Annotated in this window: 20 protein-coding genes; 3 read left to right on the top strand and 17 right to left on the bottom strand. The window is 45.7% G+C overall.

Annotated features, from left to right (window positions below):
- Window positions 1–2 precede the first annotated feature (2 nt).
- From NE638_RS05645 to NE638_RS05635, 3 genes are read right to left on the bottom strand one after another with little or no spacing between them, the layout of a single operon-like run.
- A complete protein-coding gene (locus tag NE638_RS05645) occupies window positions 3–1010 on the bottom strand; it encodes an ABC transporter permease (protein ID WP_092068559.1) in 1008 nt (335 codons plus the stop codon).
- A 3-nt stretch (window positions 1011–1013) separates the two neighbouring features.
- Entirely contained in the window at window positions 1014–2006 is a 993-nt protein-coding gene (locus NE638_RS05640) for an ABC transporter permease (protein WP_110102893.1), read from the bottom strand.
- Complete coding sequence (locus tag NE638_RS05635; RefSeq protein ID WP_110102921.1) at window positions 2006–3511, bottom strand: sugar ABC transporter ATP-binding protein; 1506 nt, start codon at window positions 3509–3511, stop codon at window positions 2006–2008. Before NE638_RS05635 ends, NE638_RS05640 begins: the two co-directional genes overlap by 1 nt.
- 265 nt (window positions 3512–3776) lie before the next feature.
- Here NE638_RS05635 and NE638_RS05630 point away from each other — a divergent pair, with 265 nt between their 5' ends.
- The 3 genes from NE638_RS05630 to NE638_RS05620 are packed head-to-tail and all read left to right on the top strand — an operon-like array spanning window position 3777 to window position 7593.
- The gene (locus NE638_RS05630) at window positions 3777–5342 is read left to right on the top strand and encodes a response regulator transcription factor (protein WP_173745896.1); all 1566 of its coding nucleotides are present in this window, start codon (window positions 3777–3779) and stop codon (window positions 5340–5342) included.
- Window positions 5339–7162, top strand: coding sequence for a sensor histidine kinase (locus NE638_RS05625; RefSeq protein ID WP_110102891.1), 1824 nt, complete (start codon window positions 5339–5341; stop codon window positions 7160–7162). The genes NE638_RS05630 and NE638_RS05625 overlap by 4 nt, the downstream gene beginning before the upstream one ends.
- A 47-nt stretch (window positions 7163–7209) precedes the next feature.
- Window positions 7210–7593, top strand: coding sequence for a DUF3783 domain-containing protein (locus NE638_RS05620; protein ID WP_021652148.1), 384 nt, complete (start codon window positions 7210–7212; stop codon window positions 7591–7593).
- Window positions 7594–7734: 141 nt separating this feature from the next.
- On the opposite strand, the gene NE638_RS05615 is transcribed toward NE638_RS05620, so the two are convergent.
- The 14 genes from NE638_RS05615 to NE638_RS05550 all read right to left on the bottom strand — a co-directional run bounded on the left by NE638_RS05615 (window position 7735) and on the right by NE638_RS05550 (window position 26046).
- The gene (locus tag NE638_RS05615) at window positions 7735–9153 is read right to left on the bottom strand and encodes an arabinose isomerase (RefSeq protein ID WP_118608413.1); all 1419 of its coding nucleotides are present in this window, start codon (window positions 9151–9153) and stop codon (window positions 7735–7737) included.
- Between the two features lie 24 nt (window positions 9154–9177).
- Window positions 9178–10581, bottom strand: a complete 1404-nt coding sequence (rhaB, locus tag NE638_RS05610; RefSeq protein ID WP_015527297.1) for a rhamnulokinase — start codon at window positions 10579–10581, stop codon at window positions 9178–9180.
- 266 nt (window positions 10582–10847) lie between these two features.
- Window positions 10848–12017 carry a substrate-binding domain-containing protein gene (locus NE638_RS05605; protein ID WP_022427194.1) on the bottom strand — a complete coding sequence of 390 codons (1170 nt, stop codon included), beginning with the start codon at window positions 12015–12017 and terminating at the stop codon, window positions 10848–10850.
- Window positions 12018–12162: 145 nt separating this feature from the next.
- Window positions 12163–13140, bottom strand: a complete 978-nt coding sequence (locus NE638_RS05600) for an ABC transporter permease (RefSeq protein WP_118608415.1) — start codon at window positions 13138–13140, stop codon at window positions 12163–12165.
- Between the two features lie 11 nt (window positions 13141–13151).
- On the bottom strand, window positions 13152–14663 hold the full coding sequence (locus NE638_RS05595) for a sugar ABC transporter ATP-binding protein (RefSeq protein WP_114002274.1): 1512 nt from the start codon (window positions 14661–14663) through the stop codon (window positions 13152–13154).
- Between the two features lie 21 nt (window positions 14664–14684).
- Window positions 14685–15659, bottom strand: a complete 975-nt coding sequence (locus NE638_RS05590; protein ID WP_021652142.1) for an ABC transporter permease — start codon at window positions 15657–15659, stop codon at window positions 14685–14687.
- Window positions 15660–15816: 157 nt separating this feature from the next.
- Complete coding sequence (locus NE638_RS05585; protein WP_022427197.1) at window positions 15817–16824, bottom strand: substrate-binding domain-containing protein; 1008 nt, start codon at window positions 16822–16824, stop codon at window positions 15817–15819.
- Window positions 16821–18608: a cache domain-containing sensor histidine kinase gene (locus NE638_RS05580; protein WP_173745895.1), complete on the bottom strand. Its 1788-nt coding sequence runs from the start codon at window positions 18606–18608 to the stop codon at window positions 16821–16823. Before NE638_RS05580 ends, NE638_RS05585 begins: the two co-directional genes overlap by 4 nt.
- Window positions 18605–20221, bottom strand: a complete 1617-nt coding sequence (locus NE638_RS05575) for a response regulator (protein ID WP_173745894.1) — start codon at window positions 20219–20221, stop codon at window positions 18605–18607. Before NE638_RS05575 ends, NE638_RS05580 begins: the two co-directional genes overlap by 4 nt.
- A gap of 248 nt (window positions 20222–20469) precedes the next feature.
- Complete coding sequence (locus NE638_RS05570) at window positions 20470–21471, bottom strand: aldo/keto reductase (protein ID WP_138276506.1); 1002 nt, start codon at window positions 21469–21471, stop codon at window positions 20470–20472.
- Between the two features lie 46 nt (window positions 21472–21517).
- The gene (gene pfkB / locus NE638_RS05565) at window positions 21518–22447 is read right to left on the bottom strand and encodes a 1-phosphofructokinase (protein WP_022427200.1); all 930 of its coding nucleotides are present in this window, start codon (window positions 22445–22447) and stop codon (window positions 21518–21520) included.
- A gap of 1 nt (window position 22448) precedes the next feature.
- The gene (locus tag NE638_RS05560) at window positions 22449–23501 is read right to left on the bottom strand and encodes a galactitol-1-phosphate 5-dehydrogenase (RefSeq protein ID WP_173745893.1); all 1053 of its coding nucleotides are present in this window, start codon (window positions 23499–23501) and stop codon (window positions 22449–22451) included.
- 2 nt (window positions 23502–23503) lie between these two features.
- Window positions 23504–25021 (bottom strand): xylulokinase, encoded by a 1518-nt coding sequence (gene xylB / locus NE638_RS05555; RefSeq protein WP_173745892.1) that lies wholly within the window; start codon window positions 25019–25021, stop codon window positions 23504–23506.
- Window positions 25021–26046: a LacI family DNA-binding transcriptional regulator gene (locus NE638_RS05550; protein ID WP_147602915.1), complete on the bottom strand. Its 1026-nt coding sequence runs from the start codon at window positions 26044–26046 to the stop codon at window positions 25021–25023. Before NE638_RS05550 ends, xylB begins: the two co-directional genes overlap by 1 nt.
- Between the last annotated feature and the right edge of the window lie 5 nt (window positions 26047–26051).

The following is a 26051-nucleotide window of genomic DNA, read 5'->3' as shown; positions in this document are numbered from 1 at the left end:
ATTTAGTTTTTCTTCATTGCGACTGCTTTTTTCACATCGCCGATGATATTCGGAAGAGCTACTGCTGCTACCAGAAGTACACCGATGATGAGAAGGATCACCTGAGCATTTACGTTCTTCTGTCCAAGGCCAACTCGTAAGCATACGATGATGAATGCAGAAATGATACCGCCGGCCAGGTTACCTTTACCACCTGTGGAGGAGATACCTCCGAATACTGCCATTGCAATGGCATCCATCTCAAATCCGTTACCGGTTGTTGTATTTGCACCGTAGGAAGAGGATACCAGGAATACTGCGCAAAGTCCGGACATAAGTCCCATAACTGTGTAGATGATGAAACGGATCTTCTCTACGTGAACACCTGCGTAATAAGCTGCCACACGGTTTGTTCCGATCGCATATGTACGGCGTCCAAATGTACTCTTTCCAAGAAAGATCGCAAAAAGTACACCAAGGATCAGCACCAGGAAAAGAATATATGGAATATTTCCAACCTTTCCACCGATAGCACGGAAGCCATCTGTGTTTGTGATCGCAATACTTCCGCCGGCTCCAAGTGTTACCTCAGCGATACCACGGAAGATGATCTGTGTTGCCAGTGTTACGATCATTGGAGGCAGCTCCTTGAAACGGGTAAGGATAAATCCGTTAACCGCACCACAGAGGGCACCAACAACCAGTGCTGTAAGTACTACTACAATGAACGGAGCGTTTGTGTTGCAGACCATACAGCTTAAGGTAGCGGAGAGACACACGATCGCACCTACGGAAATATCAATCTCGCCTAATACCAGGATGTACGCCATTGGAAACATCATGAATACCTCTGCAAGGTAAACCGGCATCTGACGAAGAACACTCTTCATATTATAAAACTCAGAAAATGATGCGCAGAAAATATTTACCAGGATAAAGAGAATGACCAGGATGCCTTCCCAACTGAATATGATGTGTTTCATCGGATTTTCCGGCACATTGTTAATACTTCTTCCAGATTTTCCAGCCATGATTTACATCTCCCTTCCCTTTAATGCGTTTTTATCTGCGATTCTCTGCAGAACAACGTTGATCACAACTACTACCAGGATGATAACACCCTTGATCATGTTCTGCCACAGTGAACTGATACCTACAAGCGGAAGAGCTTTTGCGATCGTTGCAAGGATAATGGAACCGAGGAATGCACCTACTACGGTTCCACGTCCACCGCTCATGCTTACACCACCGATAACGCAGGCTGCGATAACATCCATCTCACCACCGTACTGCATATCAGGCATTGCAGAAGCATAAACAGATACCTGAAGTGCTCCGCCAAGACCTGCGAGGAATCCCATGATCACATATACAAGAAGGTTGATATTCTTTGCATTGATACCGGAAACCTGTGCTGCACTTGCGTTACTTCCTACTGCGTAGATCCTACGACCGGTTCTTGTCCATTTCATAAAGAAGAAGAATACTACGTAGCATACGATGATCACCCAGATTACCTTGTTGATTCCAAGGAAATTTGTGGTGGCAAAATTCTTAAAATCACCGAGAGCTGCGGCACTTGCCCACTCACCACCGTGAGAAACAAGATATCCCATTGCTCTGTAGATGTACATAAAGCCCATGGTTGCAATGATCGGCGGAACGTTTGCTCTTGAAATTACAAGACCTACAACCAGTCCGCAGGCAATACCGATTGCCATTGCAATGATGAAAGCAAGTAATGTGCTTGTGATATGTCCGTATTTCAGAAGCATACCGATGGACATACCGGAAAGTGCCAGAGTTGACATAATGGAAATATCAATTCCGCCTACCAGCATGACACATAACATACCAAGTGACATTACCATTGTTACTGCATTATTTTTCAGCATCTCCATGAGTGACTTTGGCGTAAGGAATGACGGGCTGATCGCTGTGACAACTGCAAACAGCACGATTACGATAATTGCCAGCAGAGCCTCTCGGGAGCCTGTAATCTTCTTGATGACAGATTTCTTTTCCATTATTTAGTCCCCTTTCCAGTGCTCTTTTCCATGGACAGCTCAAGGATTCCCTCCTGTGTTGCCTCTCCTCTGTTCAGTTCTCCTGTCTTGCGGCCATTACACATAACAATGATACGGTCCGCCATACCCAGGATCTCCGGCATCTCGGAAGAGATCAGGATGATTGCATATCCTTTCTTTGCAAGGTCTCCCATGATCGCATAAATCTCAGCTTTGGCTCCGACATCGACACCCTTTGTCGGCTCATCCATGATAACTACTTTCATTTCCTGAGCAAGAGCTTTCGCAACAACAACTTTCTGCTGGTTACCACCAGACAGAGAGCTTGCCGGCTGGAAGATATCGACTGCCTTGGTATCTACTTCCTCAAGAAGTTTCTTGGAAAGTTCTCTTTCTGCCTTCTCATCGTTAAATCCGGATTTTGCATATTTGCTGATGATCGGAAGTGTTACGTTTCTTCCAAGTCCCCAGCTCATAACCAGACCCTGTTTCTGTCTGTCCTCTGGAAGAAGGATGATACCTTTTTCCATTGCATCAGACGGAGTCTTGATATAAATTTCTTTTCCCTCAAGGAAAACTTTTCCTTCGTCCGGACGGGTAATTCCACAGACAGCTTCCATAACCTCTGTACGTCCTGCACCAACCAGACCGGTAAGACCTACGATCTCGCCTGCATGTACATTGAAAGAAACATCCTTGAAAAATCCTATTCTGGAAAGATGTTCGATACGGAGCATCTCATCTCCAAACTTCACTTCCGGTTTCGGGAACAGATCGTTAATCTCACGACCAACCATTGCCTTGATCAGATCTGCGTTTGTGATTCCATCTACATCATAGGTTCCAATGTACTGGGAATCACGGAATACGGTAACTCTGGAAGCCAGACGGTACATATCTTCGAAACGATGGGAGATAAAGATAATGGAAACACCATTCTCTTTCAGCTTGTCAACCAGTGTGTAAAGCTTCTCGGACTCGTTTCTGGTAAGTGCTGCTGTCGGCTCATCCAGAATGATGATCTTCGCATTTGTGGAAAGTGCCTTGGCGATCTCGACCATCTGCTGCTGTGCAACAGAAAGTGTACCCATCTCTGCTGTTGCGTCAAAGTCTGCATCCAGCTCCTTCAGGTACTTGTTTGCCTCCTGATTCATCTCTTTCCACTGGATCATATGATGTTTAATGATCTCATGACCCATAAAAATATTTTCGGCTACTGTAAGATGCGGATATGATGTAGGGTGCTGATATACGGCAGCGATACCTGCCTCCTGGGCATCCTTCGGACCTTTGAAGTCAACCTTCTGTCCGTTTAAGAACATCTCACCCTCTTCTGCCTTATGTACTCCGGTAATAACCTTGATAAACGTAGATTTACCAGCACCATTCTCACCCATCAGCGCATGAACTTCGCCAGGTTTGAGCTGGAACTGTACATTATTCAGAGCTTTGACACCGGGGAATATCTTCGTAATACCTTTTAATTCAAGAACATATTCTGACACGGCTCTTTCTCCTCCCTTTCCTTTAATCTGATTATATTCTATCATCCGGCCCACAGATTGATAATGGGAATATTTTTGGATAAGGGTAAAATATTCTTCTTTTCCCTGTAAAATATTACTCATAAACCATTGTCCCATTCTCGTATTTCTATATACTTTATGCTATAATGATAACGCTGACGTTACAGTTTTCTGGGAATATAAACAGAGCTGTAAACGTCCGATTTACGAAGCTATAAAGCTATGCTCGATTGGAGAATTGTATATGAAATTACTGATCGTCGATGACGAAGAACTTACGCGTACCGGACTGATCTCATCTATCGACTGGGATTCTCTGGGAATCACCGAGATCCTTCAGGCAGATGATGGTGTGAACGGACTGGAAATGGCCAGACTGTATAAACCTGAGATCATTCTCTGCGATGTACGGATGCCGCGGATGACAGGCATTGCCATGCTGGAGCGTCTGGAGAAATTCCTGCCGGACAGTATCCCTATCTTTATGAGCGGATATTCTGACAAAGAGTATCTGAAAGCTGCCATCAAACTAAAAGCCATCAATTACATCGAAAAGCCTCTGCATCCCGAGGAAGTACAGGCGGCAGTTCTGGAAGCGCAGACTCTTTACAAACAAAAGCTCCGCTCCCATCGTGGCGAAGCGATCCATTCTCAGGAAATCGCTACCCGGCTGGCACAACAGCTGACTCTTCCACCTTCCGATAACAACAAAATTGCAGATCTCTGTCTGGAACTGGGGCAGCCGGAGCTTCTTGAGAACGGCATGAATTTTACCTCTGTGATCGTAAAGCTTAATGAATCTGTGGAGGCTTCCGGTATTTTCCTGGAAGATCTCCAGAACGACATTTCCTGTTTTCTGGAGCATTACCATCTGAAATGTCTTTTTGTGGAAAAAAGAGTTCAGTATCTGGTCCACCATATATATGGAAGGAATGCCCTTTCCCCGACTACCCTTTCCGCAGTGGGAAGCTATATTTCCAGACAATATGACACCTGCGGAAAGCATCTGATCGCTGCCGGAAATACCGTAACGGATATTTTCAGGGTTTATCAGTCCTACGCTTCTGCCGTGATCCTTCTGCAGAACTGTTTTTTCTTTCCGGAAAAAACATTTCTGACGGAAAATTCCATCCGCCTGCTTTCACCGAAGGGACCGGTTCCGGATTCCCTGCATTCACCGGAAAATACTTTTTCCAAATATCTCCTGGCCGGAGAAGAAGAACCCTGTTTTCAGTTTCTTGATGAGCTTTTCCGGTATTATAGCTGCAATCACACATTTATGCCTAACCAGATCCGTGATCTTTATTACCAGCTATTTAATACACTTTCGGCTTCCCGTAAAAAAAATCAGCTGGAAACCGAACTTCATGAAAAGCAGGATCTGATCGTAGATACGTTAAACAACGCCTTCACCTACGAAGAGCTTCACAAAGCTCTGAAAGAAAAAACCGCCCAGTATTTTGAAGATGCGAAAAATTCCCAGCCGGAAAATTCCACGATCTTTATGATCAAGGATTATATCAGCCGGAACTATATGAACGATACACTTTCCGTAAAAGATATCAGCAGCCATGTATACCTTTCCGCATCTTATGTATGCACTTTTTTCAAAAGCGAGACCGGACAGACTCTCAATCAATATCTGACAGAATACCGAATGGAAAAGGCCAAGCAGCTGCTTTCCGATCCCAAATACAAGATTTCCGAGATTTCTTCCAAGGTAGGCTATACGGATGGCAATTACTTCGGAAAAAGCTTCAAAAAATACTCCGGCTTTTCCCCGTCTGAATACCGGGAGAAAATGTCATGAGGGCCCTCTGGCGCCGTTTCAAAAACGGCTACCTGAATTTAAACCTGCAGACAAAATTCACCATTGCCCTGATCAGCATTGTGGTAATTCCTGCCTGTCTTACCGCCTTTCTTTTTTATGGACGACTTTATAGCATGGTGGTTTCCAATACCATCCGGCAGGAGCAGGACGCCTCCGCAAAAACTGCACCTCTGATCGAACGGACTATGGATACGATCCTCGCTACTACCCGGAATATTACAGGACAGAATTTTTTTCAGGAACTTTTTTATATGCCGGTCAGCGATTCAGCAGAACAGCTTGCAACATCTAACCATGCCACTGATTTTAAAAATGCCGTTCAGCGTCTGACCACAGATTCCATTGTTACCGATGTACAGATCTATGTGGATTTTCCTGATGATCTGAAGACACTGGATACTTATCCCAACACTAAGAATATCCTTGCTCCCTTAAGTCAGGCGAAAGGTACCTACTGGTACGGTATCTTTCAGGGAAACCGGAACACCCAGGAAATGTTCTGTCCTTCCTTCTATCTTGGTCCCAGGGAAAAAAAGAATTATGGTGATATGGCATATATCTGCCCTTTAAGCCTTTATTATCACTCCACTGCCTATAAGGCTTATCTGGCAGTGTATTATTCCGATGACAAGCTTACTTCCATTCTTTCCGACAATCTATCTCTGGAAGGAAGTGTTTCATATATTGTAAACGAACGTGATGCCATTGTTGCTACCTCAGATCTGTCATTATCCGGAATCTACCAACTGGATTACGACACCATCAAGGCTTCCTTTATGTCTTCCAATAACTTCATTGAGCGGAACATTCTGGACACAAAGGTTTATGCCGGTTTTTACAGCATTTCCAATACGGACTGGTTTATGGTGACGGTCCTTCCTTCCCCGCCGCTGATCCATGCGAGCAACCGACTGATGGTCCAGATCGTACTGATCTATGCAGTTTTTCTGGTTCTGGCTCTGATTTTTGCCAATGTACTGGCTCATTCCATTACCGGAAGACTTTCTTCTGTGATCCGGCAGATGCAGACCGTCCGCCACGGCCCGCCTACTCCTATGGAAAGTCCACAGGCACATGATGAGATCGGTAATCTTATCGATACCTACAACTATATGACTCGAAAAATGGAGGAACTAATGGAGAAGCAGGCTAAGGCTGCAGAAGATCTCCGGATTGCAGAATTCAATTCCCTCCAGGCACAGATCAATCCGCATTTTCTTTATAATACCATGGATATGATCAACTGGATGGCACTGCAGGGACAGACCGATGAGATCAGTCACGCAGTGCAAAGTCTTTCCCGTTTTTATAAGCTGACTCTGAGCCGCAAAAAAGGAATCTCTACCATTGCAAGGGAGCTGGAGCATGTAACCATCTACGTGCAGCTTCAGAATATGCGCTACCACGACAGCATTGAGCTGATCACGGATATCCCGGATGAGCTTTCAGAATACCAGATCCCGAAGCTGACTCTTCAGCCTGTTGTGGAAAATTCCATTCTTCACGGGATCCTGGAAAAAGAATCAAAATCCGGCACTATTGTTATTACCGGATGGATGGAAAATGAGGATATTGTTCTTCTGATTTCCGATGACGGTGTTGGGATTTCGCCGGAAATCCTGTCAACTATCCTTTCCGGAAAGGGAAAAAGCCAGTCCGGCGGCACAAATATCGCAGTTTATAATACCCACCGGAGACTCCAAATTCTCTATGGAAATAATTACGGACTCACTTATTCCAGCAAGCCTGGAGAGGGGACAGAGGTTGAGATCCGCTTCCCTGCACATCGCGAAAAGTAACTTATGTTCCACAAAAATCTTTATTCAGAAATGAGGTATGACACTATATGAATACACAGCCAGAAGCTCTTTTATATAATTTTAACGACCCAGAACGGCTTCGCCAGATCCGCCGCTATCTGAACCGTCAGAAGGTTAAGACACGGATCGTCACTGCGCCGGAATTTCTTCATCCGCTGGGATATCTTTTTGAGATTCCGGGATTTCATCCCTCATCCCAGTTTAATCTGGGAAGCAATTTCAGTGATGAGATGATCGTGCTGAAGGATTTTTCCAGTGCACAGATGGATGATTTTCTTGCTTTTTTCCGTGAAAACCAGATCCCGCCTGTTGCACTGAAGGCCATGCTCACACCGGTAACTCAGCACTGGTCTTCCATCCAGCTGCACGATGAGCTTTCCAGGGAGCACACACTTATGCATAAAAAATAACTGCAAAACCAAAATCTGCCGAATCTGCCTGCTGCATTTCCGGCAGATCTTTTTTATCTTATTTTTCCCACTGAAAAAGGAGACCGCTCCGCGCAGTCTCCTTTTTTGAATATGTTTTAGGTTGAATACATAAGAAAGAATTTATCTTGTCACGATATCTACCGGTACGTTAAAGATTTTTGCAACCTTCAGGATCGTATCGATGTGTCTTCCTGTAGCAGCTGCCATATGATGTGTCGGGCCAGCCTCGCTCCAGCGGTTAACGAACTCTCTTGCTCCGCATGTGAAGCGTGTTCTCATGTTTGTATCACCGAAGGAAAGGATCGGTCCCTCCTCGTTTACGCCCTCAGCTACAACGAATTTGAAGTTTCCGTCTTTATCCTGAGTGATTGCAAGGTAGGTTACAGGGCCTGTGTATGGATAGAACTGTGTCAGGTATCCGCCGCCTGTTTTGCCGTGGAATACCGGCACGATTTTCATGGTTGGTTTCTTGTCGGAGATGTCCGCGTCACCGCTTCCGGAATGTCCGATGATGCAGATGTCATCGTTGAAATCGATGGAGTACATCTCAGAAAGCTGGCCTGTACCGGAAATTGTCTTTAAGATACTCATTGCCATGGCAACCTTCATGTCACCCTCTACCGCACATGCAGTACCCTGTTTGATCAGCATGGAGAAAGCCGGGATCAGCATACTGTCAAGGACTCCTGCTTTACCCTGTGCAAATCCGTCGTAATGGGAAGCGATCATTCCAAGATGCTCGTCTTTTACCCACTCCTCAAAAGCAACTACATATTTTGCCATATCCCATACTTTCTCAATGGTGCCGCCGCCCTCAATATCGAATGTATCAAGGATATCCTGTGCTTTTGCCCGGATTGCCTCCTCATCTGTAATATCATCAGCGATCGCCCACATCTTCTCCCAGTCGAACTGTTTTGTGTAGAGGAACATTCTGTTATAGAGGTTTGTCTCATCAATATACAGATCCATCATACCCGGATATGGTCTTCCGATCTGCGCAATGTTAGTCTCACGGAATCTTCTTCTTACCTGAGCAGCCTTGCACCAGTCTTCGATCTCAGCCTGAACTGCAGGATCTCCGCCTTCTACAACGCCTGTGATAACCGCATGTCTCTTGCCTGCTCTCTCAAGGTCAGCAACTGCCTCGCCTACAGCACCGCATGCATAGCCTTCACCCAGCCAGGAGGCAATGTCAGTGTGCTCATAATCCAGCGCTTTGATCTTCTGAACGTTTACAAGAACAACCGGAACATCCAGATCACGGATTGCCGGAAGCATGTTGTAGGATGTTGCGTATGTCAGCATCTGAAGAAATACAAGGTCAACATCTGCTGCACGGAACTTATCTCCTGCCACCATTGCCTGCTCTTTTGTTGTCACCATTCCGCCGTCAACGATCTCTACTGTATCCGGGATCGTTTTCTTGAATGCGTCGTACTGTGCCTCAAACTCCGACACCAGTGACGGGAACTGCGGAAGATATGCGCCTAAAGCAATTGAAAATACACCAACTTTTGCCTTTGTGTTAACTAACATAATAAAACCTCCAGTTATTTTTATTTATGCTTTGTATACTTTGATACCGAAGGACTCATGGATGGTTGTACGAGCCTCCTCGATCGTTTTAAACTCCTCGGCCTTCAGCATCTGTGCTGTGATATTACCGATTGCAGTAGCCTCACCAGGGCCTGCATGGATTTCTTTCTTTGTAGCTTTTGCAGTCAGCTCATTTAAGTATCCTGCATTGGAACCACCGCCTACGATATGGATACGGCTGTAGGTTCTTCCTGTCATCTCCTCGATTTCTTTTGCGATCTTAGCGTAGCAATCTGCAAGGCTTGTATAGATAACGGTTGCAATCTCGCCAAGAGTTTCCGGAACCTGCTGTCCTGTTCTGCGGCAGTAGTCCTGAACCTCTTTTGTCATGTTCTCAGGAGAAAGGAAGCACTCATCGTTTGCGTTTACTCTTGACGGGAAGTCTTTTGCCTCCTCAGCCATCTCGCAGATCTGTGCAAAGCTGTACGCATCATCAAACTCATGACGTACAGACTGGATCATCCAGAGACCCATGATGTTCTTCAGATAACGGAAACGTCCTGCATATCCACCCTCGTTTGTGAAGTTCATCTCACAGCTCTTCTCAGAGCAGTCTGCTTCTTTTCTCTCGATTCCCATCAGAGACCATGTTCCGGAACTGATATAAATGAAATCGTCATCATTTGCAGGCACAGCCAGAACTGCAGACCCTGTATCATGTGTAGCCGGTGCTACAACCTCAAGATCAAAGCCAACTGCTTCCTTCACTGCGTCTGTTAAATGTCCGATGCTTGTGCTAGGCATGATCAGCTTCTGGAATATCTTTCTTGGATATCCCAGCATATCGATCAGCTCATAATCCCAGTCCTTGGTTGTCGGGCATACAAGCTGTCCTGTGGTTGCCTCTGTGTACTCGCAAGTTTTTTCGCCTGTAAGAAGAAAATGGAAGTAGTCCGGTACATGAAGAAGTGTCTCAGCCTGCTCCAGATACTCAGGATGTTTCTTCTTCACTGCCATCAGCTGATATACTGTATTGTAGATTGCTTTCTGGATACCGGTTCTTGCATACAGATCCTTCAGGGAAATTGTCTTATAAACTTCCTCGTCCATTCCCTCTGTACGATGATCACGGTAGCCTACCGTGTTGCCAAGAACCTTGTCATCCTTGTCTAGAAGCACAAAGTCAACACCCCAGGTATCAACACCCATGCTTACCGGGATCTTGCCGATCTCTTTACATTTCTTAAGACCATTTACGATCTCGTTGAAAAGGCGGTCAAACTCCCAGCAGAGCTCTCCATCCTTCTTAACCATGCCGTTCTCAAAACGATAGATTTCTTCCAGGATCATTTTTCCGTTTTCCATATGTCCCAGAATGTGACGTCCACTGGATGCTCCGATATCTACTGCTAAATAATATGTTGCCATTTTTAAATCCTCCTCAATATGTAAGCTTCTGATCACTTTCATATCTGATGTTGTATTTATCATACATCAGGATCCTTCCGGTGATAAGAACCTCTTTTGTCAAAAAAAGTGTCTTTATTTGCCAATAATACAGCGATTATTTATGAACTACTACATTATTTGTTTAAAAAATCCGCTGACTGAATCAGCCAGCGGATCTCTTATTTCATACGTCCGTGAACGCAATCCGCGTTCATTATAACTTCACGATCTTATCAATTATATGATTAGTCATAAAGGTTAGGTGCGATATTCTCGTCTTCCATATTTGTTGCATCATACCAGTAACCCTCTGTAGGAACATCCTCAAGCTTCTGGCCGTTTGCTGCTGCTGTCAGAGCGTAGATTGCATAGTATCCCATCATAAGAGGAGACTGTGTAACAGCACCAACGAGTGTGCCATCTTTAACAGCTGCTTTGATGATAGAACCAGCATCGAAACCAACACCAACTACATCACCGTTTGCCGGGTCAGAACCAAGAACGTTAAGGTTAGCATTTGCTGCAAGAACACCCTCTGCGGAAACCTGGTTGGAACCGAAGATTGCAATACAGTTCTCCTGGGAAAGGATTGCCTGTGCCTCTGTGGAGCAGAGCTCTACAGTTGTCTGTGCCGGAACAGCTACCTGGATAACAACGTCAGCGTCTTTAGCGTCTGCGTCAGCACCCTCTGCTGCGTTTACATAGAACTCGTTGCCGCTTACTGCAACTGTCTTTCCATCAGCCTGAAGAAGCTCGATCATCTTGTTGATGAATCCTGTACCACGCTGCTGGATATTCTGAGCTGTTGCATCCTGGTTAACCTCACCGATTACAACCTGTCCGTCAGCATCTTTAACAACGTCTTTAATGCTGTTGTACATATTCTCAGCTGCTACTGCACCAGCCTGTGCGTTGTCTGTACAAACCTCGCATACTACAGATCCCTCTGGAGCATCAGCGATACCTGTATCGAATGTTACAACCGGGATTCCTTTTTCTGCACATGTCTTAAGTGCATCTGTAACGGAAGATGTATCACAAGCTGCAAGTCCTAATCCAACAGGATTGGAAGCGATAGCTGTGTTGATCATGTTAACCTGGTCAGCGATATCGGACTCACTGTTCGGTCCCTGTGGTTTATAATCAACGCCCAGCTCCTTAGATGCTTTCTTCATACCTTCCTGAGCTGCATCCCAGTATGTGGACTGGAAAGATTTAACCATCATCGGGAACACATAAGCTTCGTTTGCTTTCAGTCCGTCGAACTGTGCAGTAGGATCCTCAGCTGCTGTGGAATCTGCAGATTTCTCTGTTGCTGCATCTTCTTTCTCCTCAGCTGCAAAAGCTGCAGTTGCGCTCATGCTTGTTACCATTGCTGCACAGAGCATTAATGCCATAACCTTTTTTGCTTTCATATAATATTTCCTCCTTAAATATATTATATAGTTTTTTTATGTTCATACGCCATTGCTACCCCTTGGCGTTTCACATCTTTGATAATGGGTACTGTCACATTTCTCTGTGAACAGCACCCTTTTTCACATTATATCTCACTGCTTATCAGTGTGCTGCTTTTTTCTCTTTCAGGATATCGATCAGAACGGCTACGATCAGAACGATACCGGTGATGATCTGCTGCCAGTTTGCCTGCAGGCCGATATATGGAAGACCTGTTTTCAGAAGCATGATGACGAAGATACCAACGAATGTACCGATCACGGAACCATATCCACCGGTAGCTGCTACACCACCAACGAATACACCACCGATAGCATCCATCTCAAGTCCGGCACCAGTACCAGGCTGTACAGTAGGTGTTACTGCTGCGTATGCGATCGCTGCAAGACCTGTAAACAGACCGCAGACAACGTATACCATTACGTGATAGAACTTTGTATTGATTCCGGAAAGGGCTGCTGCCTCTTTGTTGGAACCGATTGCAATTGTATAACGACCGAATTTGGTGTGGTTCAGGATGTACTCCATAAGAAGAACCAGAATGACCATCCACAGGAATCCAAGCGGATAACGGGAAGCACTTCTTCCTGTACCAACAGTTACTTTAAAGATTGTGTGGAACCATCCACCATCCTGTGTAAGTCCCGGCCAAGGTGTCGCACTGCAGAGAGATCCGGCACCACGGGTGATCATACAGGTACAAAGTGTTGCCAAAAATGGCGGCAGGTTCATAACACCGATCAGTACACCGTTCAGTGCACCGACTGCGATACCAAGAACAACACAGATCAGCATTGCCAGAGCTACCGGGCAATTGTTGTTTCTGATCAATGTTCCGGCGATCAGTGCGTATGCTACCATACCAGTTCCGATTGACAGGTCAACACCACCAGTGATAAGCGGGAATGTAACTCCGATCGCCATAAGAAGATCGTAATATGAGAAATCCAGCATACTCAGGATCGTGGTGTACTGTCTGAATTCTTTACTCAAGCCTGAGAATATTGCACACAGGACAATGATAACGAGCAAAACAATAAATCTCTGATCACTTAAAATACTTTTTTTCTTCTTAGTCATGACTTTCCTCCTTAATCGATATTCCGTGTGGCCTTGTCCATGATGTTTTCCTGGGTTGCCTCGGAGATATCAATACATCCGGTAACTTTACCCTCACACATGATGATGATACGGTCACTCATTCGGAGAACTTCCGTCATCTCAGAAGAAATCATGATAATGGATTTTCCTTCTGCTGCCAGTCTGTTCATTAATTTGTAGATTTCGTTCTTAGCACCAACATCGATACCTCTGGTAGGCTCATCGAAAATAAGGATGTCACTGTCTCGTGTCAGCCATTTTGCGATAACTACCTTCTGCTGGTTACCACCGGAAAGGTTAACTACCAGCTGGTCTGTAGTAGGTGTCTTAGTTGCAAGTTCGTTTACATATTTCTCAGCAACTTTTTTCTCTTTTGCTTTGTTGATAAAGATACCATTGGTAAACTCTTCCATTGTTGCCAGTGTTGTATTCTCTGTTACAGATTTCTGTACAACACAGCCGTATCTTCTTCTGTCCTCTGACAGATAACCGATACCGTATTTAACAGCATCCTGTGGGCTGTTGATGGTCACCTCATGAAGCTGACCGTCTTTACCCATAACGGAGATCTTACCGCTCTGCTTCGGATCTGCTCCGAACAGTGCTCTGGCTGTCTCAGTACGTCCTGCACCCATCAGTCCTGAGAAACCAAGGATCTCGCCTTTTCTCAGCTCAAAGCTTACATCCTGAACCATCTTGCCTGCGTTCAGATGTTCAACCTTAAGAACTACCGGTGCATCTGCCGGAACTGCACTCTCCTGCTTCGGATCCTCATAAATAACACGACCAACCATCATGTTGATGATATCTTCTTTTGTACTGTCTTTTGTGATCAGAGTTCCTACATATCCACCATCTCGCATAACGGTTACACGGTCTGTGATGGTTTTAATCTCATCCATACGGTGTGAGATATACACGATACCAAGATTTTTCTTACGAAGGTCACGGATGATCTCAAACAGATCCGCGATCTCTTTCTCGGTAAGTGCTGCGGAAGGCTCATCGAAGATGATAACCTCAGCTTTATGAGAGATTGCTTTTGCGATCTCACACATCTGCTGTTTTCCGACTGTCAGGTTTTTCATCTTTTCCTTCGGATTGATCTCAATGTTCAGATCCTGGAAAAGCTTCTTTGAATCCTCGATCATCTTTTTGTCATCAATGCGGAAACCTTTTTTCGGTTCACGTCCGATGAAGATGTTCTGAGCAACGGTAAGATCACCTACCATGTTCAGCTCCTGATGTACGATTACAACGCCGGCATCCTGTGCCTCACGTGTATTGTGGAATTCTGTTTCCTGTCCTTTGTAAACGATGGAACCTGAATCCTTCTGATAAATACCGGTAAGAACCTTCATCAGTGTTGATTTACCGGCACCGTTTTCTCCCATAAGTGCATGTACTTCGCCGCGTTTTACTTCGAAATTAACGTGATCCAGAGCATGAACTCCAGGAAAGGACTTATCAATGTCCTTCATAGTTAAAATAACTTCACCCATTGTCGCATCCTCCCTCTAAGATCAGTTCTTTCTGCGTCTTGCAGAAACGTCGATATAAACTGCAACGATAACGATGATACCTGTGATGATCATCTGCTGTCCTTTACCAAGACCAAATGCCATGATGCCCTGCTGAAGAAGAGAGATGATGAATACGCCGATTACAGTACCGCCGATGGAAGCAAGTCCACCAACCATGGATGTACCACCCATAACGCAGCCTGCAATAGCCTCGTTGTTGTACTGATCGCCATAGCCAGGCTGAACAGTTGTGTATGTAGCTACAAAGAAGAGTGCTCCAATACCTACCAGGAATCCGCAGATCACATAAGCAAGCATTTCCCATTTCTTTGTGTTAACACCGGAAAGGCGGACAGCCTCTTTGTTGGAACCAAGGCAGAGGATGTAACGTCCCGGTTTTGTGTTGTAAAGAACGATACCGCAGATAACTGCCATTCCCAGGAAGATAATGATTCCTACAGGGAAGCCGTTTACGGAAACGATATTACGGAACCAGCCGTTTGCATCGCTGGCTGCCGGCCAGCTTACAGACTGTGTTTTTGTGAATACAGAAGCAATACCTTTTGCAATGTTCATGGATGCCATGGAAATAATGAATGGTGGCACTGACATGTAAGAAACCATCCAGCCATTGAAAATACCAAAGCAGAGACCGATCAGAATGCAAAGGATCATGGCAACTGCACAGGGAACCTTGTAAGATGTCATGCAGTAACCGGATACCAGTGCACAGCAGAACATTACAGGTCCGATGGAGAAATCAATTCCTCCTGTAGCGATTACGAATGTAACGCCAAGTGACAAGAAGCCCAGGAAGTACACATAGTTCAAAGTAGACTTGATACTATCAACAGCCGGAAACTTGTTTCCAAGAACTACTTTAAAAACCAGGAACATAAGAATCAGAACACAGACAAGAAGTATTCTGTTCAATCCGAGCTTCTTAACGATTGGATTTTGTTTTAAGTTTTCCAATTTTTACCCTCCTCACGTTTTGCACGTATCTTGTGTTTTCTTGGTTATTATAATACCGTCAAAAATCAATAATTGTAATAGAATATCTTTCAAAAAAAGGTTAAATATTTACTGTATGGTAAATATTTAACCCTTTTCTTTGTGCATTTATGACTATTTACGGTGTAAGATCACCATATGTTTTTAACGTATTAAACGGGAAAAGCAGTTTTTCGATCTCACTGGTATACATATTGTCAGGAGTCACCAGCTGGCACCCGGAATTAATATTCTTCTTATAGTCTTCTCCACGCAGCATCTTAACAGTTTCCCGAACACCCACATACCCCATTTTAAATGCCTTCTGTACAACGATTCCCTGGAAGATTCCGTGTTCCATCAGCTGGACGGCCTCCTGTGAGCTGTCTACTCCCACCACCCTGATCCGATTCTCTGCTTTTGCTGCCTTTACTGCTCTTGCAGCACCTACAGAGGAATATTCATTCATTCCCGCGATCATCTTGAGATCCGGATATTTTTTCATCAGCTCTTTTGTAAGCTCATAGGACTTGTCATACTGAGAATCACAGTATACCACATCTACGATATTATCCTTCAGACTGCCAAGTCCTGTCCGGAAACCTTTTTCTCTTTCAACTGCCGTAGATACACCCTTTACATGTGAAACGATCGCAATCTGATCATCCGTTCCCACAAGATCCTTCGCAAACCTGCCAAGGATCTGTCCCGCTTCCAGATTATCGGTCGCAACGGTAAGATCCTGGACCTCTTCCTGTGTGTAGGAATCAATAAATGCGATATGTATTCCCTGTTCCTTTGCCTTCTTCAAAAGCTGGTCGGATTCAGTGAAGCTGGACGGCGAGATCAGGATCGCGTCCGGTTTTTCTTCTATTGCCCTTTCGATCAGCTTGTTCTGCCCAGCCACATCATTCTCTTCCTCAGGTGCCCATACGCGGATATCTGCATTATATTCCTTTGCAGCCATCTCCGCCCCCTGGATCAGTGATGTCCAGAAATCGTTGGTACCGTCCACAACCTTCGGAATATAGATCAGCGATAGTTTTCTCTCTTCTTCTACCTGTTTATAATAGACTATTCCGGCTACAAGCCCCGCCACAAGGCAGATGACCACTCCTAAAGTCAGGAGTTTTCTATGTTTTTTCATATTGATTCCTCCTGTATTCCCGGAATGGTGATCGTGGCAGTGGTTCCGACACCTTTTTCACTTTCATAGGTGATCCCGTAATTTTCTCCATAATAAAGCTTCAGACGTTTCTGTACATTGTAAACACCCACACCATTGGAATGATAATTCACCTTATGCTTATCATAAATATGTGACAATGTTTCCTCATCCATACCTACACCGTTGTCGATCACCTGAAGAACTGCATTTCCGTCCTTCATAAAGCCTTTTACCTGCAAAAGTCCCTTACTCTCTTTATATTTCAGTCCATGATAGATGGCATTTTCAATGATCGGCTGAAGAACCAGCTTGATCAGAGGGATATTTAATATAGAAGGTTCTACATCGATCTCGAATTCCAGCTTGTCCTTGTAACGCATCTTCTGGATCGTAAGATAACCCTTGGCATACTCCACTTCCCTTGCAAGAGGAACCACTTCATCTTCATTACTGATGCTCTGACGAAGAAGACACGCCAGGGATGCTGTCATCAAAACAACCTCTTCGTACTTTCTGCCCTCTGCCATCCAGATGATCGAATCCAGGGTATTGTAGAGAAAATGAGGATTGATCTGGGACTGAAGGGCCTTAAGCTCACTTTTTCTCTTTGCTTCCTGTTCCTTCACGTTCTGCTCCATAAGATCCTGTATCCTATGTGTCATCACATTGAAAGATTTCGTCAGGCTTCCGATTTCATTCTCTGAATCGATCTCCACATCTGCTCCGTCAAAATGTCCTTCCTGTACTCTGGACATGGAATCTCTGAGACGCTGAAGAGGATATGTAAGACTCTTTGCCAGAAATCTGGAAAAAAGCAGTGCCACGATCATCAGAAGTGCGGAAATAAGCACATAAATACTCTGTGCCTGATTGCTTTTGCGCAGAAGCTCGCTGACGCTCATACAGCCCACAACGGTCCATCCGGTTTTATTTGATCTGGAAATGGAATACAGCTTTCCTCTGTTTCCCTTTTCGGTACGTACCGTATCTTCTTTTGATTTCACGATCAGGTCGATATTCTCAGTCTGCAATTCATTGTAAAGCTGCTGCTGTTGGGGATGGTATACAATATTTCCGCTTTCATCCAGAATGAATGCGTATCCCTTTTTCCCGATCGTATTCTGATCACAAAGTTCACTGATGGCACTGTAATTCAGATCAATAAAAAAGACTCCCTCTTTCTCACCACTGTTGGAAAAATTACGGATTCCCCTGCTTAAAGTGATCACCCACGGACGCTCTCCGCTGATGATGTGCTGTACATGAGAAGATGTAAGAAGCGGGCCTTCCGGCTTCTGTAAAGCTTCCAGATACCACTCCTGGGTGGAAAGCTTCAGATCCGGATTCACAGACTGTTTGCCTTCGTTGATCAGCTTCCGTCCATTACTTCCAATGATCCCAAGATTTCGGATATCACTTCGTCCATCCAGAATAGTCTTGAACTGATTGATCAGACGCTCTCTTGTTCCATTGTCCACATTTTCACCAAAAAGATATTGCTGTACATCCTCGTTACTGGAGATCATATAGGCTATATTTTCCATGTAATCAATATAGGAATCAATATTCTGATTCATCTGCTGCACGATATTCTGGGTGTAGACAGCAGAATTTTCAAAAATAGAATTGCGGGTATATCTCATGGAAACACCTGTTATGACCAGCACCGCACTTAAAAGCAGCACCGTCACTACCGCAAAGATCGCACTCTGGATACTCTTAAATTTTCCTATGATCTTTGCCGCAAACCGGATATCTCTCATTTACGTTTCTCCCTTGCATATTCTGTTGGTGTGCAGCCGGTCATTTTTTTGAAGGAGATCCCAAAATAATGGGGATCTGCAAATCCGACTTTCTCGGCAATTTCATAATTCTTCATAGTTGTATTCTCCAGAAGTTCCTTCGCCTTCTCCATACGGGTACGGATCAGAACCTCTGTAAAAGTCTCTCCCGTAAGATCCTTAAAGATCGTACTGAAATAGCTTGTACTGATATTCAGATAGGAACAGATACTGTTCAGGCTTAAATCCGGATCCATATAATTCTTCTGGATATAATCCAGGGCAAGTCTGGCCTGACGCTGTCCGCTGGAGCTGTTTGCATCGGAAAGTGTCTGGAAAATCTCTCCGATATGATTCCTGACCAGTTCAACAGCACTGTCAAAAGAATTCTGCTCCGTAACCTGCTGCAGAAGTGCTTCTCTTTTGGAAAAAAGCCTGTTGTCCGGAACCATATCCTCACAGGTTTCATCTGCTGCACGGATGATCTGCTGAAGATACACGCAGGCACGACTCTTATCCACCCGCGCTTCCTTGATCTCAGAAGAGATCTGTTCCAGAATATGCTCTGCGTTTTCCTTTTTACCCGCTTTCAGAGCAGCTGCCAGCTTCTCTACATAAGCTTTAATGGAAAGATTTTTTTCCTCCGGCTGTTCTTCCATATCAATAAGAAGGCTTCCGCCAAGAAGATAACGATATTCAATAGCTTTCTCTGCAAGTTCATGGGATACACGAAGCTCCTGCTGAGTTCTGGCCCAGCTTCCCACACCGATAGAAATATCCAGCGACATCAGTTCCTTCAGATTATCCTGGATCGTCCTGCAGATCTCCATGATCTTGTGTTCAAACTCTCTGGTACGGTTTCCCATGAAAAGAGCACCGACCTTGTTATTTCCGGCCTGATATGCCACTCCTGCTTTTTCTTTGCTGATGATCTCATCACTGATATTAAAAAGGACAAAAGACATCAGTGCACTCTCCTGGCGTTTCTCCGCAGTAAGCTGACTGCCGTCCGAATACAGATCCAGATCAAAAACAGCCACACGATAGCATGCTGCCTCAAGATCGATTCCCAGTGCTGCAAGCTCTTCCAGACTTTCCTGCCGTGTCTTGATATTATCCACAAAGCCCTGCAGCGCTCTGGAACGGATCACAATGGCGTTTTTCTGATAATTCTCGGAAGTCTGTGTCAGACGTTCCAGCTTCTCTTTTTCTTTTCTTTGCTGGTCCACCTTCTCCTTCATTTTTCCGATAACATTTCTGAGTTCCATGGCTGTCACCGGCTTCAGCATATATTCACTGACACCATACTGGATTGCCTTCTTGGCATACTCGAATTCTCCAAATCCGCTGAAGATCACGATCACGATGTCCGGATAATTATCATGGAGAAAACGGCTCAGTTCCATACCATCCATATATGGCATAAGGATATCTGTAAGCACGATATCCACCGGATGGTTCTGTACAAATTCCGCTGCTGCTTTCCCGTTATCACAGTCTCCTACCAGCTCACAGTCCATTGCTTTCCAGTCAATATTCTCCCGGATCGCATCTCGAACAAGTATCTCATCATCTACCAGTAAAATACGATACATAATTTCTGTTGTCCCCCTCTGATCAGTTTCTGTTGTTTTTATTGCACATCCCCCTGACAGATCCTTCCCCCCGTCTCTGTCATTTTCATTGGTAAGATTACTGTCCTTTCTGTGAACAATAACTGTTAATTCTTTTTATATGTTAACATGTTTGGTTAAAATTTACAACGGAGTTTCTTAGTCCAAATTAAATATAAAGAAATCCCGCATCCAACATATGGGATACGGGATTTTCCTGCATATTTTTATTATTTTACGATAACGCCATCCTCATCCCAGAGGTCATGCCAGTCATTTGCACCATGCCACAGGAATACCTGGCCTTTTACAAGACGGTTGCCTTTTTCCAGAGTTGCGATGGTTGCCATTTCCTCATCTGTAAGTGGATCCTCTGTGACACATTTCAGGTTGCTTGCATAGTTGTGGACAGAGAACGGAATGGAGATCTCGCCTCTCTGATGTGCCCACTTCAGAGCGATCAGAGCCGGGTGAACCCCATGTGCTTTTGCGATTGCCTGCATTTCCGGTACTTCCAGATCTGCAACATCCTCCGGGCAGATATCTCTCTCAGGTCTGCGCGGGGAACCGATCGGCATGTAACCTACCGGCTGGATGTTATGTGCTACCAGATAATCATAAAGCTCCTGCTGCTGGAAGCATACATGAAGCTCAAGCTCACAGGTTGCAGGTTTGATCTTCATAAGCGGAAGAACTGCCTCAAGCTTCGGAATGGTCATATTGGAAATACCAATGTAACGGATCTTTCCTTTTTCTACCAACGCCTCACACTGGCGGTATGTATCCATAAACTCCTCCACACTGAAGGGTTTGGAATCCGGATTTCTGGAATCCACATCACATCCCGGTGCATGATAGTTCGGGAATGGCCAGTGGATGAAATACATATCCACATAATCGCACTGAAGATCCTTAATGCTCTTATCACAGGCTTCCTCTACTCTTCTGTGCATGTCGTTCCATACCTTTGTCATGATAAAAAGATCCTTACGCTCTACAACACCTTCGTCAAAAGCGTCCTTAAATACCTGGCCGATCTCATGCTCGTTTCCGTAGCATGCGGCACAGTCAAACATACGGTAGCCACTGCGGATCGCGCCTGCAACAGCTGCAGATACATCTTCTGCGGATACACGGTCGGAACCGAATGTTCCCATTCCGACACACGGAACCTGCTCGCCGGAAGGAAGTGTCACTTTCGGCACAATTGCCGGATTGATAACTTCTGCCATCTTTACATCTCCTTTTTTATAAAAATTTTTTTATTATAAGCTTATCTTATAAACGCCTGATCTCGATCTTCGGAAGAAGAGCCTCCATATCCTCCATCACAAAGAAGCCCGTTTCTTCGCGCATGGCTGCCGCCGCTGAGATCGCACTGGCTCTTTGCAGAGTCTCTTCCAGGGAAAGTCCCTCACTTAATCCAAGGGCAAAACCTGCGATCATGGAATCTCCGCAGCCTACGGTATTTACCGCATCGATTTTCGGAACCACCGCACGGAAAATCCCTTCCTCTCCGACTGCCAGGGAGCCATCTGCTCCAAGCGAGACCGCCACGATCTCCACACCACCGGCATGGATGGCTTTCGCTGCTTCAATGATATCGTTGATATCGTCACAATGCTTGCCTGTCAGCATACGGATCTCATCAATGTTAGGCTTGATCAGTGTCGGTGCTGCCTTGATTCCCTCTTCCAGAAGCTTGCCGCTGGTATCCAGGATCACCGGTTTTCCGGCGTCTTTCACAATCTTCACAAGGCGCTGGTAGGCACTTCCGTCAAGTCCCTTCGGCACGCTGCCGGACATCGCCACAACAGAAGCGTCTTTTACAAGCTGGCGGAATTTTTTCTCAAAGCCCTCAAAATCTGCCTCTGTCAGTGTAAATCCCGGCTCCAGGAATTCGGTCTGTACATGATTCACCTCATCCCAGATGTTGATACAGGAGCGGCTCTCCGCATCCACATGGTAAAAAGCACTCTTAATGCCAAAAGGCTTCAGGGCAGCTTCTATATAATTGCCTGCGTGGCCGCCTACAAAGCCGGTGGCAACCACTTCAGCACCGTAAATGGACGCCGGCTTGGAAACATTCAGTCCCTTTCCGCCGGGAACGTAGGTACATTCACGCACACGGTTCACTTCGCCCACTTTAAAATCATCCACTACATAACGCTTGTCAATGGCAGCGTTTAAGGTTACTGTCAGGATCATATCAGTCTTCCTCATTGGAAAGAAGGATCTTTCCTTTTACAAGGCCCGGTGTCTTGAACAGCTGGAAGGCTTCCTGTGCCTGGCTCATCGGGATCTTCTTATAAATGAAGCCCGGGTCAAATTTCAGCTGGCCGGTTGCAAAGTAATGAGCAGTCAGATCCCACTCACGTCCCGGATACGGGGCACTGTAGGACATCCAGGAACCGGTAAGCTTGAACTCCTTACGGTTCATGTTCTCCCACTCCTTCGGTGTAAAGGTAAGGTTTTCATGAGGAGTACCAATGAAGCATACATGTGCCTTGTTTGCTGCAAGCTCAAATGCCATATGCATGGTAGGAACCTGTCCGGCTGTCTCAAATACGAAGCCGTAGCCCTTTCCACCTGTAATGGCCATGGCTTTTTCCATATATCCCTCTTCCTTTGTGTTGATGATCTCATCTGCGCCGAGACGCTTTGCAAGAGCAAGTCTCTCATCGCTGATATCAAAGACCACTACCTTCTTAGAGCCGAAGATCTTTGTCCACTGCATGGTGAACATACCAACTGTACCGCCGCCAAGGATTGCCACATACTCACCGCCGTGGTAATCGTTCTGGAATACACCGTGGATAGCTACGGTTGCAGGCTCAAACATGGCTCCCTGCTCATATGGAACATTGTCTGCGAATGGTACTGCATTCTGCTCAGGAACCACTACATAATCTGCGTTTGCTCCCTGCTCTCTGGAACCGATGAAGCTGTAATGCTTGCAGAGAGAGAAATTACCCTTCTGGCAGTCGTCACATTTCATACAGGGAAGAAGCGGTGCACCGGATACACGGTCGCCGACCTTCACCTTGGTAACGCCTTCTCCCACTTCCACCACATCACCGGAAAATTCATGTCCAAGCACGATGGGATAAAAATGTACGCCGTGATTTAATACACGCGGGATATCAGATCCGCAGATCCCGGAATATCTTACCTTGATCTTCACATGGCCCGGTGTTACCTGAGGTTCTTCCACTTCCTGATACTGAACATCCTCATTTGCTACTACTACTGCTGCTTTCATGATCACTTTTCCTCCTCATTTCTCATCATAGGTTCAAGAGATTTATAGAGATTTAAATAGGTTTTATAGGTTTTCTCATAAACGTCCCGGTTTTCCGGGTTCGGTTCATGTCTTCTTGTTTCCTTTACCGTAAGACGGATGGCCTCATCATAATCCTGATACATTCCAACACCAACACCTGCCAGAATCGCTGCACCAAGTGTTGTTGCCGTATCAGAGGACGGCACTACGATGGGTTTTCCTGTGATATCGGATTTGATCTGTGTCCAGAGAAGAGAATTTGCAGAGCCTCCCATTGCACGGAGAACTTCCACATCTGCTCCTGCTTCCTTTGCCACCTCAAGGTTGTGTTTCAGAGAAAGTGCTACGCCTTCCATACAGGCACGTACCATATGTCCCTTGGTCTTGGCAAAATCCAGTCCGTAGAATACGCCCTTCGCATTAGGATTCCAGATCGGGGAACGCTCACCGGACATATATGGAAGAAATACCACTCCGTCACTGCCTGGTGCGACCCTTTCCGCGATCTCATTGAGCTGGTTCAGAGAAGAGCCTTTTTCCCCTGCTACAGAGCGCTCATAATCTGCAAACTCACGTTCAAACCAGCGCATGACACCACCACCTCCGGTGGTTCCTCCCTGAAGGAGCCACTGTCCCGGAACCACGTGATAGCCAAGGATCAGTCTGGGATCTGCCTTGTACGCATCCATGCAGATGCTCATTCCGCCGGCCTGTCCGCCTTGCTCCTGTGTCTCACCCGGATGGATCACTCCAGCCCCCAGTGTTCCGCATGCCGCATCCAGACCACCGGCAACAACCGGTGTTCCCACAGCAAGGCCGGATTCCTCCGCCGCCTTCTCTGTAACTGTTCCCACAACATGATCACAGGCACAGATCTCAGGAAGAAATTCCATGGGAATCCCAAGCTTTCTGCACATATCCTCATCCCAGGCTGCCTTTCTCATGTCAAAGCAATGCAGGCCATAGCCCTGGGAAACATCCTGGCTCATCACACCCGTCAGCTTATATGCAATGTAGCTGTTAGACTGCAGGATCTTGTGGATCCTTTGGTACACCTCCGGGAGATTTTCTTTATACCAGAGGATCTTTGCAGTTGTGTAGGACGGCTGAAGGGAATTACCGGATATTTCAAAAATCTGCTCTGCCCCGATCTCTTCATTCAATCTGTCACAGATAGACTGTGCTCTGGTATCCATCCAGATCGGAGTGTTTGTCAGTACATTTCCGTCCTTATCCATGGCAATGGCTGACCAGCTCTGACCGTCAATACCTATGCCTGCGATCTCCTCAGGTGCTATCCCCACTTTTTGGATGGCCTTCTTTACCGCCTGACAAACAGCACTCCACCATTCTTCCGGATTCTGTTCTGCCCAGCCCTCCTTCGGATAGTAAACCGGATAATCGCCGTTGGCCGCAGCCACAACCGTTCCCGATTTTTCAAAAACCGCAACCTTACAGGCACTGGTTCCGATATCAATACCTAATAAATATGGTTTCATTATAGCTTCTCCTTCTCGTCCAGCACACAGACGGATTTTCCCATGATGATCTCTGCGCCAAGCTTCTCCGTGATCGGTTCTGTTTCTTCACTTGCAGCCCCTTCCAGCCGTTTCAGCATGATTCCCGCCACTTCTCCGGCAATCCCCTGTGTAGGCTGTGCCACAATGGTAAGCTTGGGATTGCATGCTCTGGCAAACTGCAGATTGTCAAAACCGATCATAGACAGCTGTTCCGGGATCTTAAGACCCAGCTCATTCATCCCGATCACCGCCCCCATGGTCATCTCATAGTTGGTAACAAACACGGCCGTCATATCCGGATTGTCCGCAACAAGCTTCTCAATTCCCTGCACACCGCCCTGAATGGTATAATCGCCGTGATAGATCAGAGATTCCCGTACCGGTATATTTTCTTTTTCGTATGCATTGCGGTACCCCTGGAGACGTTCCTGAGCTGTGGAAATTTCCTCCGGTCCGCCAATGATCCCGATCTTACGGTGTCCTGCCTGAAAAAAAACTCTCATTGCGTCCTCAGCCGCCTTCTCGTTGTCTACAAGAACACTGTCACAGGAAAGCTCCCTGATCCTGCGGTCAATGAGTACGATGGGCTTTCCGGTTTTCTGAAATTTTTTCAGATGATTACCTTCCGCATCCACCGGCATGCTGATGATCCCGTCCACACGCTTCCGGCTTAAAAACTCCACTGCATCCCGCTCCAGTCTCTTATCGGTACGGCAGTCACAGACAATAGTCGCATATCCGTGACTCCTTAAGACATCCTCCATTCCTGTGATGATCTCCGCGCAAAAGGTATTGTTAAGCTCCGGGATCACCACGCCGATGGTCTTGGTAGCATTAGTCTTAAGCCCTCTGGCCACCTCATTGACCTCATAATGCAGCTCCTGAATGGCCTCCTCGATCTTTATTCTGTTTTTTTCTCTTACGTTTCCGCCGTTAAAATAAGAAGAAATCGTTGCGAGCCCAAGTCCGGTCCGCCTGGCAATATCTTTCATGGTTGCTGCCATACTGA

It is taken from the genome of Blautia sp. MSK.18.38 (assembly GCF_024460535.1).
Classification (GTDB): domain Bacteria; phylum Bacillota; class Clostridia; order Lachnospirales; family Lachnospiraceae; genus Blautia_A; species Blautia_A fusiformis.
The sequence above is the reverse complement of the archived record's forward strand: the minus strand, read 5'-3'. Positions and strand labels throughout refer to the sequence as shown.

Excerpts from the sequence above, each read along its gene's own strand:
- NE638_RS05560 (WP_173745893.1), bottom strand. The coding sequence starts at position 23,501 with ATGAAAGCAGCAGTAGTAGTAGCAAATGAGGATGTTCAGTATCAGGAA.
- NE638_RS05625 (WP_110102891.1), top strand. The coding sequence starts at position 5,339 with ATGAGGGCCCTCTGGCGCCGTTTCAAAAACGGCTACCTGAATTTAAAC.
- pfkB (WP_022427200.1), bottom strand. The coding sequence starts at position 22,447 with ATGATCCTGACAGTAACCTTAAACGCTGCCATTGACAAGCGTTATGTA.
- NE638_RS05575 (WP_173745894.1), bottom strand. The coding sequence starts at position 20,221 with ATGTATCGTATTTTACTGGTAGATGATGAGATACTTGTTCGAGATGCG.
- NE638_RS05570 (WP_138276506.1), bottom strand. The coding sequence starts at position 21,471 with ATGGCAGAAGTTATCAATCCGGCAATTGTGCCGAAAGTGACACTTCCT.
- NE638_RS05620 (WP_021652148.1), top strand. The coding sequence starts at position 7,210 with ATGAATACACAGCCAGAAGCTCTTTTATATAATTTTAACGACCCAGAA.
- NE638_RS05640 (WP_110102893.1), bottom strand. The coding sequence starts at position 2,006 with ATGGAAAAGAAATCTGTCATCAAGAAGATTACAGGCTCCCGAGAGGCT.
- NE638_RS05615 (WP_118608413.1), bottom strand. The coding sequence starts at position 9,153 with ATGTTAGTTAACACAAAGGCAAAAGTTGGTGTATTTTCAATTGCTTTA.
- NE638_RS05605 (WP_022427194.1), bottom strand. The coding sequence starts at position 12,017 with ATGAAAGCAAAAAAGGTTATGGCATTAATGCTCTGTGCAGCAATGGTA.
- NE638_RS05645 (WP_092068559.1), bottom strand. The coding sequence starts at position 1,010 with ATGGCTGGAAAATCTGGAAGAAGTATTAACAATGTGCCGGAAAATCCG.
- NE638_RS05585 (WP_022427197.1), bottom strand. The coding sequence starts at position 16,824 with ATGAAAAAACATAGAAAACTCCTGACTTTAGGAGTGGTCATCTGCCTT.
- NE638_RS05600 (WP_118608415.1), bottom strand. The coding sequence starts at position 13,140 with ATGACTAAGAAGAAAAAAAGTATTTTAAGTGATCAGAGATTTATTGTT.
- rhaB (WP_015527297.1), bottom strand. The coding sequence starts at position 10,581 with ATGGCAACATATTATTTAGCAGTAGATATCGGAGCATCCAGTGGACGT.
- NE638_RS05595 (WP_114002274.1), bottom strand. The coding sequence starts at position 14,663 with ATGGGTGAAGTTATTTTAACTATGAAGGACATTGATAAGTCCTTTCCT.
- xylB (WP_173745892.1), bottom strand. The coding sequence starts at position 25,021 with ATGAAACCATATTTATTAGGTATTGATATCGGAACCAGTGCCTGTAAG.
- NE638_RS05550 (WP_147602915.1), bottom strand. The coding sequence starts at position 26,046 with ATGGCAGCAACCATGAAAGATATTGCCAGGCGGACCGGACTTGGGCTC.
- NE638_RS05630 (WP_173745896.1), top strand. The coding sequence starts at position 3,777 with ATGAAATTACTGATCGTCGATGACGAAGAACTTACGCGTACCGGACTG.
- NE638_RS05580 (WP_173745895.1), bottom strand. The coding sequence starts at position 18,608 with ATGAGAGATATCCGGTTTGCGGCAAAGATCATAGGAAAATTTAAGAGT.